General features: G+C 42.7%; 16 protein-coding genes and 3 pseudogenes. All 19 read right to left on the bottom strand.

The window, feature by feature from the left end:
* Window positions 1-120 precede the first annotated feature (120 nt).
* Complete coding sequence (locus ACLTL4_RS08855; RefSeq protein ID WP_412320428.1) at window positions 121-966, bottom strand: cohesin domain-containing protein; 846 nt, start codon at window positions 964-966, stop codon at window positions 121-123.
* 27 nt (window positions 967-993) lie between these two features.
* Window positions 994-2043, bottom strand: coding sequence for a hypothetical protein (locus tag ACLTL4_RS08850; RefSeq protein WP_412320427.1), 1050 nt, complete (start codon window positions 2041-2043; stop codon window positions 994-996).
* 133 nt (window positions 2044-2176) lie between these two features.
* Complete coding sequence (locus ACLTL4_RS08845) at window positions 2177-3193, bottom strand: galactose ABC transporter substrate-binding protein (protein WP_412320426.1); 1017 nt, start codon at window positions 3191-3193, stop codon at window positions 2177-2179.
* Window positions 3194-3249: 56 nt separating this feature from the next.
* Window positions 3250-4164, bottom strand: coding sequence for a sugar ABC transporter substrate-binding protein (locus ACLTL4_RS08840; protein WP_412320425.1), 915 nt, complete (start codon window positions 4162-4164; stop codon window positions 3250-3252).
* Window positions 4161-5939: a sensor histidine kinase gene (locus ACLTL4_RS08835; protein WP_412320424.1), complete on the bottom strand. Its 1779-nt coding sequence runs from the start codon at window positions 5937-5939 to the stop codon at window positions 4161-4163. Before ACLTL4_RS08835 ends, ACLTL4_RS08840 begins: the two co-directional genes overlap by 4 nt.
* 12 nt (window positions 5940-5951) lie before the next feature.
* A complete protein-coding gene (locus tag ACLTL4_RS08830) occupies window positions 5952-7559 on the bottom strand; it encodes a response regulator (RefSeq protein WP_412320423.1) in 1608 nt (535 codons plus the stop codon).
* A 22-nt stretch (window positions 7560-7581) separates the two neighbouring features.
* Window positions 7582-9081 (bottom strand): RsmB/NOP family class I SAM-dependent RNA methyltransferase, encoded by a 1500-nt coding sequence (locus ACLTL4_RS08825; protein ID WP_412320422.1) that lies wholly within the window; start codon window positions 9079-9081, stop codon window positions 7582-7584.
* Window positions 9082-9114: 33 nt separating this feature from the next.
* On the bottom strand, window positions 9115-12534 hold the full coding sequence (locus ACLTL4_RS08820; protein ID WP_412320421.1) for an FtsX-like permease family protein: 3420 nt from the start codon (window positions 12532-12534) through the stop codon (window positions 9115-9117).
* 4 nt (window positions 12535-12538) lie between these two features.
* A complete protein-coding gene (locus tag ACLTL4_RS08815) occupies window positions 12539-13264 on the bottom strand; it encodes an ABC transporter ATP-binding protein (protein WP_147632923.1) in 726 nt (241 codons plus the stop codon).
* A 65-nt stretch (window positions 13265-13329) separates the two neighbouring features.
* Window positions 13330-13674: pseudogene (locus ACLTL4_RS08810) on the bottom strand (flavodoxin family protein); the annotation flags it as partial.
* Window positions 13675-13801: 127 nt separating this feature from the next.
* On the bottom strand, window positions 13802-14197 hold the full coding sequence (locus ACLTL4_RS08805) for a DUF6483 family protein (protein ID WP_412320420.1): 396 nt from the start codon (window positions 14195-14197) through the stop codon (window positions 13802-13804).
* A gap of 791 nt (window positions 14198-14988) precedes the next feature.
* A pseudogene (locus tag ACLTL4_RS08800) lies at window positions 14989-15183 on the bottom strand (DUF3791 domain-containing protein); the annotation flags it as partial.
* Complete coding sequence (locus tag ACLTL4_RS08795; protein ID WP_022117952.1) at window positions 15180-15650, bottom strand: DUF3990 domain-containing protein; 471 nt, start codon at window positions 15648-15650, stop codon at window positions 15180-15182. The gene ACLTL4_RS08795 and the pseudogene ACLTL4_RS08800, both read right to left, overlap by 4 nt.
* Complete coding sequence (locus ACLTL4_RS08790; protein WP_176813485.1) at window positions 15647-15883, bottom strand: DUF3791 domain-containing protein; 237 nt, start codon at window positions 15881-15883, stop codon at window positions 15647-15649. Before ACLTL4_RS08790 ends, ACLTL4_RS08795 begins: the two co-directional genes overlap by 4 nt.
* Window positions 15884-15910: 27 nt before the next feature.
* A complete protein-coding gene (locus tag ACLTL4_RS08785; RefSeq protein ID WP_022117954.1) occupies window positions 15911-16093 on the bottom strand; it encodes a DUF6440 family protein in 183 nt (60 codons plus the stop codon).
* Between the two features lie 65 nt (window positions 16094-16158).
* Entirely contained in the window at window positions 16159-16776 is a 618-nt protein-coding gene (locus ACLTL4_RS08780; RefSeq protein ID WP_022117955.1) for a flavodoxin family protein, read from the bottom strand.
* A 307-nt stretch (window positions 16777-17083) separates the two neighbouring features.
* Window positions 17084-17380 (bottom strand): LOG family protein, encoded by a 297-nt coding sequence (locus ACLTL4_RS08775; protein ID WP_346727716.1) that lies wholly within the window; start codon window positions 17378-17380, stop codon window positions 17084-17086.
* Window positions 17361-17492 carry a hypothetical protein gene (locus tag ACLTL4_RS08770; protein WP_330590014.1) on the bottom strand — a complete coding sequence of 44 codons (132 nt, stop codon included), beginning with the start codon at window positions 17490-17492 and terminating at the stop codon, window positions 17361-17363. Before ACLTL4_RS08770 ends, ACLTL4_RS08775 begins: the two co-directional genes overlap by 20 nt.
* Window positions 17493-17565: 73 nt before the next feature.
* Window positions 17566-17705, bottom strand: a pseudogene (locus ACLTL4_RS08765) (competence protein TfoX); the annotation flags it as partial.

The following is a 17705-nucleotide window of genomic DNA, read 5'->3' as shown; positions in this document are numbered from 1 at the left end:
TATCTGTTCGCACTTCCGGTACATCGCAGGTATATTGCACTCCCACTAAGACAAAAAATGCACTCACATCTGTCTCTCGATGCAAGTGCACTTCCTGTCTTAAAAATTTCGTATTGGCTTTTATTTCTTTTTCTTTCTGGACCATACATATCCGCCAATCAGCACGATCAGTGCGATCACTGCGATGATAAGTGGTCTTAAAACATTGGTGTTATCTCCTGTTTTTGCGGATGTAACCGTGCTGCTTCCGCTCTGGGTTCCCGCAGTACTGCTGCTTCCGGAAGATGTTCCGCCTGAGGTGCTGCTGCCACCGGAGGTATTGCTGTTTCCAGAAGGTGCCTCGGTCTGGATACCGGAGCCGCCCTGGTTATCCGATCCACTTCCGTTTCCGTTGTTTCCATTATTGGATGCTGTCTCGGTCTGTGGTTCTGTGGAGGAATCATTTCCGCCATTGTTGTTTCCGTTATTGTTACTCTTGCTTCCCACCGCTGCGTTCAGCGGTACATCGGTCACGGCAACGGCTGCATTGTTATTCTGCAGTTCTTCCGTTTTTGCGGAAACCGTTACGCTGTCACCGTCTTTAAGCGAATCCTGTACCTGGAAAGTCATTTCAAAAAGTGTTCCGTTTGTATCCAGTTCTGTAGAGGATGCAAATACAAACACTGCTTCTCCTTCGGATTTATTGCCACTGACCGGATCGTTGATGTCGGTCAGAACGCCATTCATCATGGAGCCTGCTTCCGTTGATACCAGCTTCAGCTGTGAGCTGTCATACGTCACACGGATCTTGCCGTTTGTAATTTTCGTATCGCCGCTGATATCAAGGGTAACTTTCCACGCATCACTTCCTGCCTGAAGTGTGTCACCGTTTACCGTTACGGTTGCCCCCTCAGCTGCGAATACATTCTGATGCAGGCACAGGATTGCTGCTGCAAACAGCATCATCGCACATAATACTTTTTTCATGGTTTGTTTTGCCTCCTCTGGACTGCATTATTTTATACGGACAGCTTTTTTATAGCCGAATTTTCCGTAATGTTTCTTACCGTCAATGATCTTGTAGGAACGGATTCTTACATAATATTTTGCTCTGCCCTTTCCTTTTACCTTGACTGTCTTTTTCACTTTTGTGTTTTTCTTGATGTTGACGGTCTTTACTTTCCTGGTAAACTGTTTGTCGCGTGCGATCTTGATCTGGTAGCCGTCTGCCTGTTTCTTTTTGGACCAGCGAAGGGATACTTTCTTTCTGGAATCTGAAACTGCTTTTTTGATCCTTGGCGGTCTCGGTGCTATGTAGAAGGTCATCGTCTTGCTTCCTTCGTATTCTCCGATACCTTTGATCGTAACGCTTGCTTTTCCGATCTTTTTATTCTTTTTGTAAGTCAGTGCATAATCTTTGGCTTCTGTCAGTGTTTTTCCCTGATACTGGATCGTCACACCCGGACGAACGGCTCTTCCTGTGTAAGTCTGATCTTCGATTTCGGCGATCTGTGTATCATTCAGGCTGATCTTCTTTTCCGGTGTTGGTGTCGGCTCAATCTTGTCGATCACTTCGCTTCTGTACTGAAGATCTTTGATGCTGACATTAATATCCGATCCGCTTGTTTTGTTCCACTCTTCTGCTTTCAGGTTCAGACCTGTATCTTTGAGATCAAGTTTCTCACTTGCGGAGAATGTCATGGTCACCAGATTGCCGCTGACTTCCTGCTCTCTGGAAGAAGCAAATACAAACACGATCTCACCTTCTGCTTTGTTTCCGTCGATCGGATCGTTGATAACCGTCTGGAAATTACCTTTTTTCAGTCCATCTCCTGCCTCTGTCTTTACCAGATGCAGTTTGTCGGCTGCGTATGTAATCCTTAATTTTCCGTTGCTGATCTTGCCCACGTTCTCTGCTTTACAGGAAACGGTCACGATACCACTCTTTGCCTGAACGGCATCCAGATAAATTCTGGCGGTATCTGCTGCCCTCACAGCTCCAACGTTCAGTGTCAGAATCAAAAACATCGCCAATACTACAGAAAAAATCTTACTTTTCTTCATTCTTTTTACCTCCTTTTTGATTTCGATTCCTTTCTGTGCCTTAGTGAATCTATTTTATCTGATTTCTCGGTAAATTTCCATAGATTTTTATTAGATTTGGTTGAAATTTTTTTAGATTTTTTCTAACTTTTTTCTATTTTTCCACTTTTGTAAGAGGAATCATATAATATCTTTCATTTTCAAGGTTCAGTTTCTCTACACTGCCGTTATGAAAAGCCAGCACATCTATGAACTGCATCAGTGCTTTTGCATGCAGTTTTGTATCACACAGAACACTTCCGAGGATCTTATCTTCATCCACCAGTTCGCGTACTTCTTCGATTCCGTCGATTCCGACCACCTGCACTTCGGTGCATCCTTTTTCTTCGAGTGCTTCCCAGGCTCCCAGTGCCATGTCATCATTATTGCTGATGATCACTTCAATCTGGTTCGGATACTCTTTCATCCACTGCCGTACGATCACGTTCGCCTGATTTTTTTCCCAGTTTCCGGTGCTGCCTGCGATCTGCTGCATCGGGATTTTTTTGTTTTCCAGCTCTTTCAGCACCCACTCTGAACGGATCAGCGTGTCCTGATGACCGGACTCTCCTTCCAGCATGGCGAACTGTATGACGCTGTCACCGTTCCGGTCGATTTTACTGCGGTCTTTTTCCAGTGCATCTGCAATTACATCCGCCTGCAAAATAGCAGACTGTTTTGCATCCGATCCTTCATAATAAATCTGATCACTCCGGAAAATGTCTTCCCGCACCGGCTCTCTGTTGAAAAACACAACCGGAATGTCCGCCTGCGTCGCTTTGTCGATGATCACAGCCGCATTGGTGCGATCCACGATATTGACCAGCAGAAGATCATAGTCCAGACTGATGAACTGATCGATCTGGTCGTTCTGCTCCTGCTGACTGCCCCTTGCATCGGCGATCTTTTTGCGGATCTCCACGCCTGGATGGTCTTTTTCGTACTGGAAAATCTCATCCTCGAGATAACCGCAGATCTTGCTGACATAAACATCTTCTTCGTTGTATACAGCCACCCCGATCTTGACCTGCTTTTTGCTGTTCTCACTCTCCGCTGTCTTTGTACATCCAAAGACCAGCATGCACAGACCAAGTACTGCGATGGCTGCCTGCAGTTCCTTTTTTGACCCCATTTGTTTTTGCCTCCTTCTTCCACCTTGTAAAGCGGACATTAACTCCTGCGATTTTATCAATAAATTGGAAACAGAAAATCATACTTTTCTTTTATATTGTCCTGCGTGATCCACTCGCATTTTGTCTTTGTGAGATGATCCACTTTCTTTCCTTCTATGGAGTAAATAGCAGACTTCACTGCATAAATCCCGAAAGAATACATGCTGTATGCCATAACGCCTTCCACTTTCCCTTCCCGGATCCCCTGCAATACCTCATCGGAATAACCGATTCCATAAATGACCTGGTTTTTGTTTTTCAGATAGTCTGATGCCTCTTCCGTGATCTTTGGAGAACTGCAGATAAACACAGCCTGCTGCTTTTGATCCCGATATTTTGCAAGATTTGGAAGTGTCATTTTCTTTTTCTCGATTGCAATCCCCTGCTTCTGAAATGTTTCCTGAAAGATTGTCCACATTCGCTCCGACATTTCTTTCTCATCCGTTAAATATACCACCGGCTCTTCTTCCTGACGCTTCTGATGGATTTTTTCTGCCAGACATTCTGCCATATCCTGCACATCAAACCAGACACGGATCGTTTTTTCTTCTGTTCCGCCCGGATTCACCAGGATCAGCGGGATTTTCTTCTTTTCTGACTGCAGATAAGAGAGAATCTGTTCTTCTTTTTCTGAAAACACGATCAATGCCTGAGAGCCGTTTTTGATCTCACGGTCTATGTACTCTTTGATCGTGTCATAATCTTCCTCTAACTCCAGATACTCGACATCCACACGCTTTGCATTTGCTGCTTCCTCAATACCTCTTTTAAAATCTTCTACCTGACTGTTTTTTCTCTTGATCCCGATCACAGAAATTTTTGTGATATCTCTTTCCGTCTCTCCTCCAAACAAATTTGAATACGAGAGAAACATAAAAACAATCATCAGAATCCCCACGCACACAATACCGATTTTCTTTGCCCTTCTCATTCTTTCTTTTCTCCATACATAATTGCCGGAAGATGCAGCAGGATTTCTGTTCCCTCATCTTCCTCTGAAATGATCTGTACCCCGTATTCTTTTCCAAAGTGCAGCTGAATCCTCTCGTGTACATTTCGTACACCAATGCCGTTTCCTTTTGCCGTCTTTAATTCTTTCGTGTAATCCAGAAGTGCCTCTGCCTGTTCTTTTGACATCCCCATACCGTTGTCTTTCACAGAAATGTAGAGATCCCCGTCTTTTGTATAGGCATGAATCACGATCTCACCATCGCCGTACATCCCTTCCAGTCCGTGATAAAGTGCATTTTCCACAATTGGCTGAACGATCAGTTTGATAACCTGAAAACATTCTGTGCCGGGATCTTTTTCAATCCGGTACGTAAACTGATCTTTTGCACGAAGTGACTGGATCATCAGATAATTCCTTGCATGTTCCAGTTCATCTGCTACCGTGATGATATTTTTTCCTTTGCTGAGGCTGATACGCAGAAATCTTGCCAGTGCCGTAACCATGCCTGCGGCATCTTCTTTTCGGTTTTCCTCGATCATCCACACTACAATGTCCAGCGTATTATAAAGAAAATGCGGCGTGATCTGTGCCTGAAGGCTGTCCAGTTCACTCTTTCTTTTGGCTTCCTGTTCCTGGATCACTTCCCGCATCAGTTTTTTGATCCTGACTGCCATCTTCTGAATAGAGCGTCCCAGATGATACACTTCAAAACTTCCGGCAGTATGGACTTTGATATCCAGCTCTCCGGCTGAAATTCGTTGGACATCTTCCTCCAGGTTGCAGATCGGTCTTGTCAGCACCATTGAAATATACGATCCGACAACCTGGAAAAACAGAAGTACCTGGCAGATGACCGCCAGCACAAAAAAAGTACTTTTGATCCCATAACTTCTAAGTTCTTCTTTCCCGATCACACGAATGATCTTCCATCCGGTGTATCCCACCGTCTTGACACTGCAGAACACCTGCTCTTTCCCGATTTCTGTTTCATAGAATCCATCCTGATATTCAGCCAGTGTTTCTGGCGGTTTTTCTATAATCCCACTGTTTACAAGGGCGTGCCTGGGATGGTAGATCAGTTCTCCGTTTGAATCCATCAGAAAAGAATACTGGTTCATATCATCTGTTGAGTTCCTGAAAACTTCAGATAATGCACTGTATTTTATATTGATGAGCAGCACTCCGCTCAGCACCTGATTTCCGTGCGTGATCTGCACAAAACGGCTCATCGGGATCACCCACGGAAAACTGCTGTTATGTTCAAAGCAGTCCTGTATCTGCGGTCTGAAAAAATGAATGTTCTCACTTCGCTCAAGTGCACTGGAAAACCATTCTTCCTGCATAACATCTGAGGAAGAGGCAGATGACAGTGCCGGCATGACCTGCAAAAGTGTCCCATCCTCCTGAAACAGGGCAATGCTCTCCACATAATCTTTGTAGCCGTCATACATCGCCTGAAACATCTGTTTCATCTGTCCGCTGTCGTTTCCCTTGATAATATTATAATAAAGTGTATCTGACAGACGCATCATACTGTGCAGATACTGTGACATAGATACGTTGATCTGTTCTGACAGCTCCTGATTATCCTGAACGATGATCTGTGCCTGCTTTTCCTGCTGAGACTTTGAGACAAAAAATCCTACAAAGACAGCGACAAGCAGCGTCAGCGTCAGAATGATCACATACAGAATATTCTGCATACTCTGTTTCGGCAGAAACTTCCGAAAGTCCTGTCTGATTTTCCCCCACATACAACCTCCCATCTATTGCCCCTGTCTGCGGCACTGGATCGGGGACATTCCATATTTTTTCTTAAATACATGGCTGAAATATCCGGATTCCAGATAGCCCACTTTCTGGGCAACTACATAGATTTTTTCATTTGTCTCTTTTAAAAGCCGCATGGCTTCTTTCATTCTGGTGTCCGTCAGATACTCTACGAAACTCATGCCGGTCTCTTTTTTGAACAGGCTGGAAAAATAGGTCTGTGTCAGTCCGACTTCAGCAGCAATCTTTTCCAGTCCGATATCCGGATCTCCGAACTCTTCCTGGATTTTCTGTTTTGCCTCTTCAATGATACCTTTCGCTTTGTTCTCACGTTCCCGCCCCTGGTTGGCATTTAAGCGGATGCACTGTTCTTCCAGCCATTCCATGAACGTATCCGCACTGGCATACTTCTGCATGATCTCCAGATAATTCGGAATCCCGTCAAAGACTTCTTCAATCTCAAGGTCCTGCTGTCTTGCAAAAACAAGAAGTGCATTGATGACGCTCATGCTGTACGCCTGATAACTGCTGCTGCTCATATCGGCTTTGATCAGATATTCTTTCATTTTTCTGATCACGGCATGAATATCTTCTTCTTTTCCGAATTTTACTGCCGTGAACAGCTTGTCCTGTGCTTTCTCATCAAACAACAGGATCACCTGCTCGGATTTGTCAATATCTTCCATATAAATGACATCTCCGTCCTGCGACATTTTGCGGTAGGAGAGTGCTTCTTTGGCTTCTTCAAAAGATTCTTTCACTTTAATCAGCTCATCTTTGATCTTTCCGACACCGATCGCTGCCTTGATCTTCATCACACGTTTGCTCTCTTTTGCAATGTCATTGAGCTTTAAAAGAATCTTTTCCATTTCTTCCGGTTCATTCATACCAAACAGAATACATTCCCCGAGCGGATTGTAAAAAGCTTCATAATAAATATCATCCGATATGGAATTTCGGATCAGATTGCGGATGTAGATGGATGCCAGCTGGCTGTCCATGGTTTCTCCATGGTCTTTCTGTTCGATCTGATAAATCTGTGCCAGTGCCGTTGCCCAGTATTTATATTCTCCCATGCGGATCAGCCCTGTCTTTTTTTCTTCCTGAAGTGCTTTTGCCTTGATATTTCCAACTACCAGCCGGTTCAGGAAATTTTCCCTTATGATCGGCTGATTTTCCAGATACAGGTTTCGAAGCTTCTGGATGCTCTGCTTTTCTTCCAGCTCGGTATCCATTTTGTCTTTGACTTTCTGAAGAACTTCTGACATTTCCCTGGCATTGATCGGCTTTAGAATATAATCCAAAACGCCATGGATCAGTGCTTCTTTTGCATACTGGAAATCATCATACCCGGAAATAATCACCAGCTTTATGTATGGATATTTTTCTTTGATCTTATGCATCAGTTCGATTCCGTCCATAAAGGGCATCCGGATATCGGTAAACACGATATCTACATCGTGATTTTCCAAAAATTCCAGTACATCCAGTCCATTTAAGAATGCTCCGACTACCGAGAATCCGTACTTTTCCCAGTCCAGCGTTCTCTGTATGCTCCGCAAAACCTCAGGTTCATCATCTGCCAACACAACCCTGTAGTTCACTTTCTTTCACCTCTCCTTTTAGCTATCCATTCACTTTCATTCTCCAACCTGAAAGATATTTATTTTTCAACGTCCCATTCACCAGTTTTCCCCAGCCGAGCGGGTAACCATCCACACAGACCAGCTGCCAGCCTTTCTCTTTTCCACACTCCAGATCCGAGACATCCACCGTTTCCCCTTTCAGATAGCGGATCACTCGCTCATCCTTTGCCGAAAAATCAATACTGGAGGCAAATTCTTTTTTCTGTAATACCATCGCAAATGCCTGTGACGGCTCGAAGCGGTCTTTTCGTATCTCCCCAAGATAGAGTCCGTTTCGCACAAAGACCAGATTTTTTTTACCTTCCACACCTTCCGGGAGGTAATAGGCAAACCCTTTTCGCACCTCGATGCGTTTCCAGTCAACTTCTGCCTTTACATCGGCAAAAAAGCTCTCCAGAACGGCCCGTTCCTGTCTGGTGCATCCTGCCGCCTCATTTCTTTCCTTCTGATCTTTTCGTCCTTTTTTTGCTTTTTTCTTTTTCTTTTTTACATCATCATGCTCCGATGGCTCTTCGTCTGCTTCCGAAATATATGCGGATGATTTTTCTGGTGAAACATCATCCATTTCCGGTGTCCGGCTCTTCTGCATCAGAGCCACAAAATGTCCCTCGCCGTCCATATGATGCGGCCAGATACGTACACATTTTTTCAGTTCCGGATTGCCGTCTGCAAGATCCGGTCTTCCCTCGGAAAATCCCTCGTATCCTTTCATCGGGATCAGCTGCATTTCGGGAAATTCACGCAGCACCCATGCGATGATCTGCTCATTCTCTTCCGGTGAAAAGGTACAGGTCGAATAGATCATCATGCCGCCCGGTTTCAGCATGGAGATCGCCTGTTTTACGATCTCTCTCTGCATTTTTGCACATTCCGGCGGTTTTTCTTCACTCCAGACGCGTGCCGCCTCCGGATTTTTGCGGAACATGCCTTCCCCGGAACACGGGGCATCCACCAGGATTTTGTCAAAATATGCCGGAAACTGTTCGGCGATCTTTGCCGGCACTTCATTTAAAAGAAAGGAATTCGGAATCCCCATCACTTCAATGTTTTTCAGAAGTGCTTTCACCCTCGAAGCACTGATGTCATTTGCCACCAGAAGTCCTTCCCCAAACAGTTTTGCCCCCAGTTCCGTGGCTTTGCCGCCCGGAGCCGCACAGAGATCCAGTACACGCTCCCCCGGACCTACCGGAAGTCTTGAGGCAGTCGTCATCGCACTCGGCTCCTGAATATAATAAAGCCCTGCATAATAGTACGGGTGTCTGGTCGGTGCATCTTCCTCTTCATAATAAAATCCATTTTCCACCCACGGAATCTGTGTCAGATGAAAAGGCACCAGTTCTTTAAATTCTTCTACGGTGATCTTTGCTGTATTCACCCGCAGGCCATAATGACGCGGTTTTTCAAATCCAGCCAGAAAATCATCATACTCCTCACCCAAAATTGCTTTCATTTTTTTCTGAAATGCCTCCGGCAAATACATCCTTCTATTCTCCTTCTTTTTTGTTTTTATCTTTTACTCTACACTTTTCAGTGACTCTACCATATCGATCTTTTTCAGTTTGAAATACATCACACCGTTTACCAGAATGGAAAATCCATAGGTGATCAGGGCGGATATCACATAACTGAACACGCTGATGTTCCGTCCGAACATACAGACATCCACTTCCACGGTCACAATGATAAAGCGGTGCAACAGAATACCGAGGAATATTCCGAAAATACTTCCAAGGATCGTCAGCAGAATATTTTCCCGGTAAACGTAAGCTGATACTTCTTTGTCATAAAATCCAAGCACTTTGATGGTCGCAAGCTCTCGCTTTCGTTCATTGATATTGATGTTATTGAGGTTGTACAATACCACAAATGCCAGCATACCCGCAGAAAGGATCAGCACACCGATCACGGAATCCAGTGCAGTCAGCATATTATCAAGCTGTTCTTTTGTGTTGCCCGTATAAGTGACACTCAGTGCCGCATCACATTTCATGGCACGTTCGCCTGCTTTTTCTGCGATGCTCTCATCCCGGTCTGTCACACGGTAGAGAATACTGTTGTACTGTGGTTTTTCTCCGTAAAGTTTCCGATACATATTCTCAGTCATATATGCAAAATGTGACATATAGTTTTCACATATTCTGTTGATCGGAATCTTTACACCGCTGTGTTCTCCTGTCATCTCCACAGAATCTCCTGCCGAAACGCCAAGCAGTTTTCCTGCTTTTTCGGTGAGGATCATACCCTGATCATCAAGCTCATAGGCTTCTTTTGTCGTTCTGCTGCGGAATTTCACAAACTCATCAATCGACACATCATCCGGCACGACCATCAGATAGACATCCAGTTTTTTGTCAGCGGACGCAAACTCCACCTTTTTCATGGATACTTCTGCAAACGCTTCCACACTTCCGTCATCGGCAAGCTCCTGTTTCAGTTCGTCCTGCCCGCTCTGATCTGCATCTGCATCCAGAACAATCATGCCATCGTAAACCTGAATATCCTGATACTGCAGAATTGCCACATCCATAATGGAATCACGCAGTCCGAATCCAACCAGCAGAAGTCCCATACAGCCGCCGATTCCGATAATTGTCATGAAGAATCGTTTCTTATAACGGAACAGATTGCGTACGGTTGATTTCCAGGTAAAACTTAAATGTTTCCACAAAAACGGAATTTTCTCGATCCAGACACGTCTGCCCTGTTTTGGTGCAGGCGGACGCATCAGAACGGCCGGCCATGCATGAAGCTCACGTATGCATGCTTCCAGCGTCGCGATCATCGTACAGAAGATCGCCGCTCCAGCTGCGATAAGAGCAAATTTCATATTATATGGAATACATATCGTATTCATATGTAAATACATGATACCATAAGACCGAATAATAATATACGGTAATATTTTCTCCCCTGCCAGAACGCCAAGGACACTGCCGCCGACCGTCGCAAACAGTGCATACAGCAGATATTTTGCCGCAATGTCCACTTTGCTGTAGCCGAGTGCTTTCATCGTTCCGATCTGGGTACGCTCTTCTTCGACCATTCGCGTCATCGTGGTCAGGCTGATCAGGGCTGCCACCAGAAAGAAAAGAACAGGGAACACTTCCCCGATGCTCTTCATTCGTTCGGCATTATCTCCGTAATTGGTGTACTCCAGCAGATCACTGCGGTCTTCGACCGTCCATTCCGGTTCTTTGATATCATCTACTTCTTTTTGTGCGTCATCAATCTTCTTTTCCGCTTTTGCAATCTTTTTCTCTGCTTTTGCCTTTTTCTTTTCGTATTTACGTTCGCCTTTTGCAAGCTTTTTCTCATTTTTTGCGATCGTCGCTTTCGCATCTTCGATCTGTTTTTGTCCGTCTTCTAATTTCTGCTTTGCATCTTCAATCTGCCGTTTCCCATCGTCAAGCTGTGCCTGTGAGGCGTTTAACTGTGCTTTCTTTTCATTTAACTGGCTTCTCGCTGCACTTAACTGTGCTTCACCGTCTTTTAACTGTTGTTTTGACTGATCAATCTTCGCCTGATTTTCATCCAGTTTTTTCTGTGCCGCATCAAGTTGATTCTGTGCATCATTTAACTGCTTTTCCCCGGCTGTGATCTGTGCCCCGGCTGCATCAAGCTGCGTTTTTGTTGCATCAAGCTCTGCCTTTGCCTGCGTCAGCATTGCTTCCGGAACGCCCTGTTTTTTACTGTTTTCGTACTGGGCAAGATTTTCCTCATACTGAGCCACACCGTCCAGATACGTCTGCTTCTGCTGCTCAAAAGCTGCTTTCTGCTGTGCAAACGTCTTCTGATTTTTCTGTAAGCTCTTCAAACCATTTGCAAGCTCTTTTTCTCCTGTGGAAATCTGTTCTTCTGCAGATGCCTTCTGCTTCTGAAATTCACTCTCTTTTTCCGCCAGCTGATTTTCCGCACTCTGAAGCTGTGTGCGTCCGTCTGTGATCTGCTGCTGTGCATCGACAAGTTCCCACTCTTTCTCTGCCACCTCTTTTTTGCCGTCTTTTAATTCTTTCTCTTTATCGGCAAGCTCTGTTTTGCCCTCCTTCAGTTTCTTCTTTGCATCATCGATCTCTTTTTTCGCATCGGCAAGCTTCTGATCCGCCTCAGCCTTTTTGTCCGCCAGCTCTTTTCTGGCATCGCTCACTTTTTCCTGAGCTTCGTCTTTTATTTCTTCCTGACGCCTGGTACAACGCTCTTTTTCTATGCTTTCGACTTGTTCTTTTGCCTGTGCAACTGTTGTATCATAGGCATCCGTGTAGGCTGTCAGCTCTTTTGCACCTTTCACCTTCAGATAAATCTGCATATAGTAATCGGTCGTAAATGTTTCCTGCGGCACATAGACAAATCCTGCAATCTCACCGTTTCCGACATTGGTGCTGCCGCGGCTGAACGAAATATAGAGCGGGCTGCTGCAAAGTCCCGTGATCGTGAAGGTGTCCGATTTTAAAGTGGCATCCTCATCTTTTTCCAGCTCTTCGCTGATCCGGAAGGTATCGCCGATCTGATAGCCGTTGTGCTCTGCATACTGAACATCCATCAGACATTCGTCCTCTTTTGTCGGGTACTCGCCTTCTTCTACCGTCACCAGATTGCTTTTTTCCGGAATTGATAAGATACGCAGCACTTTCCGCTGTCCTTCTTCCCCTGTCAGCACATCTTTCAGACAGACACCTTCCGCCGTTTCAATGTCTTTTAAGTTCTGCAGTGCCTCCACATCGTCCCCCGTCACACCCATTGTGCCTGTGACCTGAATATCTGAGAGTTCTTTTGCATCAAAATAAGCATCCCCCGAATAACGCATATCCGGTGAGGACGACTGAATACCGGAATAAAAAGCCGTTCCAAGTGCCACGATAAACAAAATCGATAAAAATCTCGGAAGACTTTTTCGAATCTCCATAAAAAATTCTTTTCGAAGTGCACGTTTTTTCATTCTATCACCACTCTATGTTTTCTATCGGTTCTGGATTTTCGTTCAGATACATTTTCGATACTTTTCCGTTTTTGATCTTGATCACACGATCCGCCATCGGCGTCAGTGCCGAATTGTGCGTGATGACGATCACGGTCATTTTTTTCTGCCGGCAGGTATCCTGCAAAAGCTTGAGGATCGCTTTGCCGGTCTGATAATCCAGTGCTCCGGTCGGCTCATCGCAGAGCAGAAGCTTTGGATTTTTTGCAAGTGCCCTTGCAATGGAAACTCTCTGCTGCTCACCACCGGACAACTGTGCCGGGAAATTGTCGAGACGGTTTCCCAGTCCGACCTCTTTTAATACCTGCACCGCATCAAGCGGCTCCTTGCAGATCTGAAGTGCCAACTCTACATTTTCCTTCGCTGTCAGGTTCGGCACCAGATTGTAAAACTGGAAAACAAATCCAATGTCATCCCTGCGATATCCTGTCAGCTTTCGCTGGGAATATTTGGCAATATTCTCTCCATCGACCAGCACATCCCCTGAAGTCACCGTATCCATTCCGCCAAGAATGTTCAGCACCGTTGTTTTTCCGGCACCGCTTGGCCCTACCACGACCACAAACTCTCCTTTGTCGATCGCAAATTCTATCTTGTCAACCGCACGGATCTCGACTTCACCCATCCGGTAGATCTTCGAAACATTTTTCAGTCTGACAAAATCTTTTTCAAAATCCTGATCTTTCGCCATCTTGCTTTCCTCCCCAACTTTTATTTGCAAACTTTATACACCTGTCATTTTAATAATCTTCTTCTCTATCGGATAAAGTGTGTTGCTACTCTTTCTTCGGTTTCCGGCAAGCCAAACTTCTCTTTTCCTAAGGCGATACTCTTCATCAGAAATACCATATTTCTTGCAAGTACACGCATGGTCTGTTTTCCTTCTTCGTCCATCTCTGCCTCGCCCTGTGCCCGTCCATGGATTGAATTCCAATACTGGCTGGAAGCAATCGGCATATTCGAAATAGTAAAATATTTATTTAATTCATCAAAAGTCGCAGAACATCCTCCACGCCTTGCACAGACAACGCTTACTCCTACTTTCATGGTCTTATCAAAGTGAGAACTGTAAAAAAGCCGGTCCAGAACTGCGATCGATGTATTTCCATCTTTCCGTGGACTTCCGTTTAACATTAATACTTTCATCTGCTGATCTCCTTTACTATTTTTTCTTATCCCTGATTTCTAAATTTCATTTCACATCAAAAAATCATTTCTCTATCCAAAATTATTCATCATCTTTAAGCATATAAAACAAATCTTGATATCCTGACTGCACAAGTAATTGTTTGAACCCAGAAAGCACTTCTTCTTTTGTGTAATTATTGTTCTCCAAAAACTCACTGTCTTTTTCACTAAGATGTTGATAAAAAAGAGCTGCCGCCATGACCTCATCCTTGTTTGTATAGTCAATGTTATTTAAAAGAATATTCTCTGCTTCGTTAATCTGGCCTGAATCAATCATGTCAAGAAAACTTTGCAGTTTTTTACCATATACTTCATATTTGTTTTCTTTTTCAATTTCAACAGAAACATACTTTTTTCCAAACACTAGAGAGAATAATACTCTTACCATTTCTTTTATTATTCGCATAATATAATCTTTTTCATCTGTGAAATCCATTCTTTCACCTCCTCAAATATCCCATTTTATTGTCACAAACTTTCAGACTTTAATTACATGTCATCAAAGATAGTTTTCTTACAATAGTAGTTATATATATCCCCATCTATTCCAACTCCCGAAGGAAACCATATTCCTCCGTTTTCTTCCCCCTTCACATATTTCATATTATTTTCAGCAGCTAATTTACCTTCTATAAAACTTGAGCGATTTTTATTAAGTATTTTAACTATATTTGAATCTTGCACCTCTCCAGTAGGTAATATAATAGAAGAAAGAAAACTCTCTTGAATTTCTTGCGTTTTTTTTAAATGCTCAATATATCTATCAATTAAAATCTCAAAAAAGGCAATTTTATTAACTTTATTATTCCATAAATTAAAATAACGACGACCTTTTTCATTATTTTGTTCTTTTATTAATTGTCTAATGTGTGCATTTATTTCTCCGTTAAAACTCCATCTGCAACATGAGGCGACATTCCTATAATTCCAAATTGTATCATTTTCTTTCTTTGTCCCAATAATCCAAATTCGGTAATCAGGAAACTCACCATTGTAATGTTTGTAATATTTTTTACTTTTCTTTGATAAAGCACTCGTTAAATTTATTTCGCTATTACTCTTCCAAATACCAATACCTTCATCATCTATCAATTCAAAATACTGGTTAGAATTACGTACTATACCGCATATTGCTCTTTGATAGTCAGGTAATTCATTTTTTCTATCATAATAAAAATTTAAATATTTATTTTCGTCATCTTCTGCTTGTTCTAATTTTTTCTCACATTCCATTTCCAATTCTTTTTCCAGATAACTGTCACTCATACAATGCATATCCGAAATACCATCCCGCATTAGCTGATATACTTCTGAGTGATAGAAAATCCCTAATGCCTTATCTATAGAAATTTTCTTTTTGCTGGCAAATAATTCAACGATTCTTGCATATTTTTTTTGGAGTAAAATCGGATTTGCATTCATACTTCAAAACTCCCTTCAAAATGTAGTTGTTTCAGTGCACGCTCACTCCGGAAACAAATTTGCATATTAGGTTTTTCATAACGAAGCCTTTTGATTGCTTCTTGTTTATCAATCAAATGATCAAAATATAATTCGACCGTGTTAAATACTTTATCATTAGCCACACCACCCATTACAATATCATAATCAGAGCTATCCTGTTTTCTTCTGCATTTTAGAATAAAATCCAGCCATTCCTCTGAATAAGAATCAAAACTTAAAATTTTTAAGCTACTGCTCGTGCTTTCATCAAATTCATATGTTGTAACGATTCCTTGCTTACCACGTCTTTTAAATTTTCCACACCATTTAACGGCCTGCTCGCGAAGCGGAGTTGTATAAAATCCTTTTCCAAAATCTACATCTGTTCTGGAATGTTTTAAATCTGGTTCTGCAATCTCCATCCATGAACCATGGTATACCTTCATATCTTAACCCCTCGTTCTTCCATAACCTCAATAATATCATCCACTATATATTCTTTACTCTGTGTATGAAGCGTTTCGTATTCCGGGACGATATAATCGTTCAAAATACTGCTCTTTTCTGTCAGTGCAATATAAACCTCTTCTGCATTCACCTTTAGTTTTAATGCAATATTTTCAATGCAAAATATAACAAACTCTAATTCATTTAGATTAGCAATGTTTTTCTTTTCCATGTGGCATCTCCCATATAATATCGAAAATTATTTATCCCATACAGAGGAAACTACCGGTTTCCCTTCGCTGTCCAGCAATGGTGTAAATCCTGCAGCATTTCCACTGGTGTGAAATATATAGTTTACACCGGTCTTTTTATCTACCCAAATTTCTGTTGTTTCCAGCATTCCCTGTGAATAAACCTTTTCAAATCTCTGATCTTTCGCCATCTTGCTTTCCTCCCCAACTTTTATTTGCAAACTTTATACACCTGTCATTTTAATAATCTTCTTCTCTATCGGATAAAGTGTGTTGCTACTCTTTCTTCGGTTTCCGGCAAGCCAAACTTCTCTTTTCCTAAGGCGATACTCTTCATCAGAAATACCATATTTCTTGCAAGTACACGCATGGTCTGTTTTCCTTCTTCGTCCATCTCTGCCTCGCCCTGTGCCCGTCCATGGATTGAATTCCAATACTGGCTGGAAGCAATCGGCATATTTGAGATAGTAAAATATTTATTCAATTCATCAAAGGTCGCAGAACATCCGCCTCGCCTTGCACAGACAACGCTTGCTCCTACTTTCATAGTCTTATCAAAGTGAGAACTGTAAAAAAGCCGGTCCAGAACTGCGATCAATGTTGCATTGGCGGAAGCGTAATAAACCGGGCTGGCGATCACAAGACCATCTGCCGCCTCAAATTTCGGAGCCAGTTCATTGACAACATCATCAAAAACACATTTTCCAAGTTCATAACAGCGTCCACAGGCAATGCAGCCTCTGACATCTTTATTTCCGACACGGACAATCTCTGTTTCTACCCCTTCTGCTTCAAAGATCTTTTTCATTTCTTCCAGTGCGATCGATGTATTTCCATCTTTCCGTGGACTTCCGTTTAACATTAATACTTTCATAGGTTGATCTCCTTTACTATTTTTCTTATCCCTGATCTCTAAATTTCATTTCACATCAAAAAATCATTTCTATTTCAAGAGGATTTTTATTTTTCATATCTTTTCTCCATTTCTATTACCTCACCAAGCCGACATTTCCAAAACATTATAACACGAAATGAAACTGACATGGTGAACGGATTGCAATGCGTATCTAAAAAAATGAGACTGCCGCTCAATCATCTGTTTTAATGATCTTGCGACAGCCTTTTAATTAAGTATGAAAGAAAGAGTATCCCTTTCTACTATTCCTTTTCCATTTGTTCACTTATTTTTCACCATCAGCTTTGACAAAAGAAAGCTTCTCCTGAATCTGCATAAGATCATCCGCAAAGAAAATACCTTTCTGTCGTTCTTGATCGGACAGTCCCTTCTCAATCATATGATTTAATAATTCTTTTAAGCTGTTATAGTAGCCGTTCAGGTTATAGAGAATACAGGGAGCATCCAGCTGCTTCAGCGATACTTTTGACATCACTTCTGCAATTTTCTCAAGAGTGCCTGTCCCACCGGGAAATGCGATAAATGCTCCGCTAATGTCCCCATCAATCCGCTTTTGATCCACCGTAAACCAATGTGTTTCCGCCTTGCCCGATCCAGGCTCCAAGTTCTGTAACTGCCTTATACAAAGTCGGATCATTGCCTTCATTTGCTCCAAGATATGTTGTAATGTTCATAATTTCCTCCAAAAATGCTTCTCCCTGAATATTACTTACAGCCTTTATTTTAGATTCAACAAACTGGAAGTGTCTATTTCTTCTTTTTCGGTTTTGGGGCTGGCAGTTCATCATACATTGCATGAAACAAGCCTGTCAAAAATTCCTTATTATCAACTTCATCTACCAACAACATCTCTTTTGCTCCCTCATAGGGTAATTCATACGGAGCTG

This window comes from Hominisplanchenecus sp., from assembly GCF_046967715.1.
In the GTDB taxonomy this organism is placed as follows: Bacteria; Bacillota; Clostridia; order Lachnospirales; family Lachnospiraceae; genus Hominisplanchenecus; species Hominisplanchenecus faecis.
Note: the sequence above shows the minus strand (reverse complement) of the source record. Positions and strands in the feature narration are given on the sequence as shown.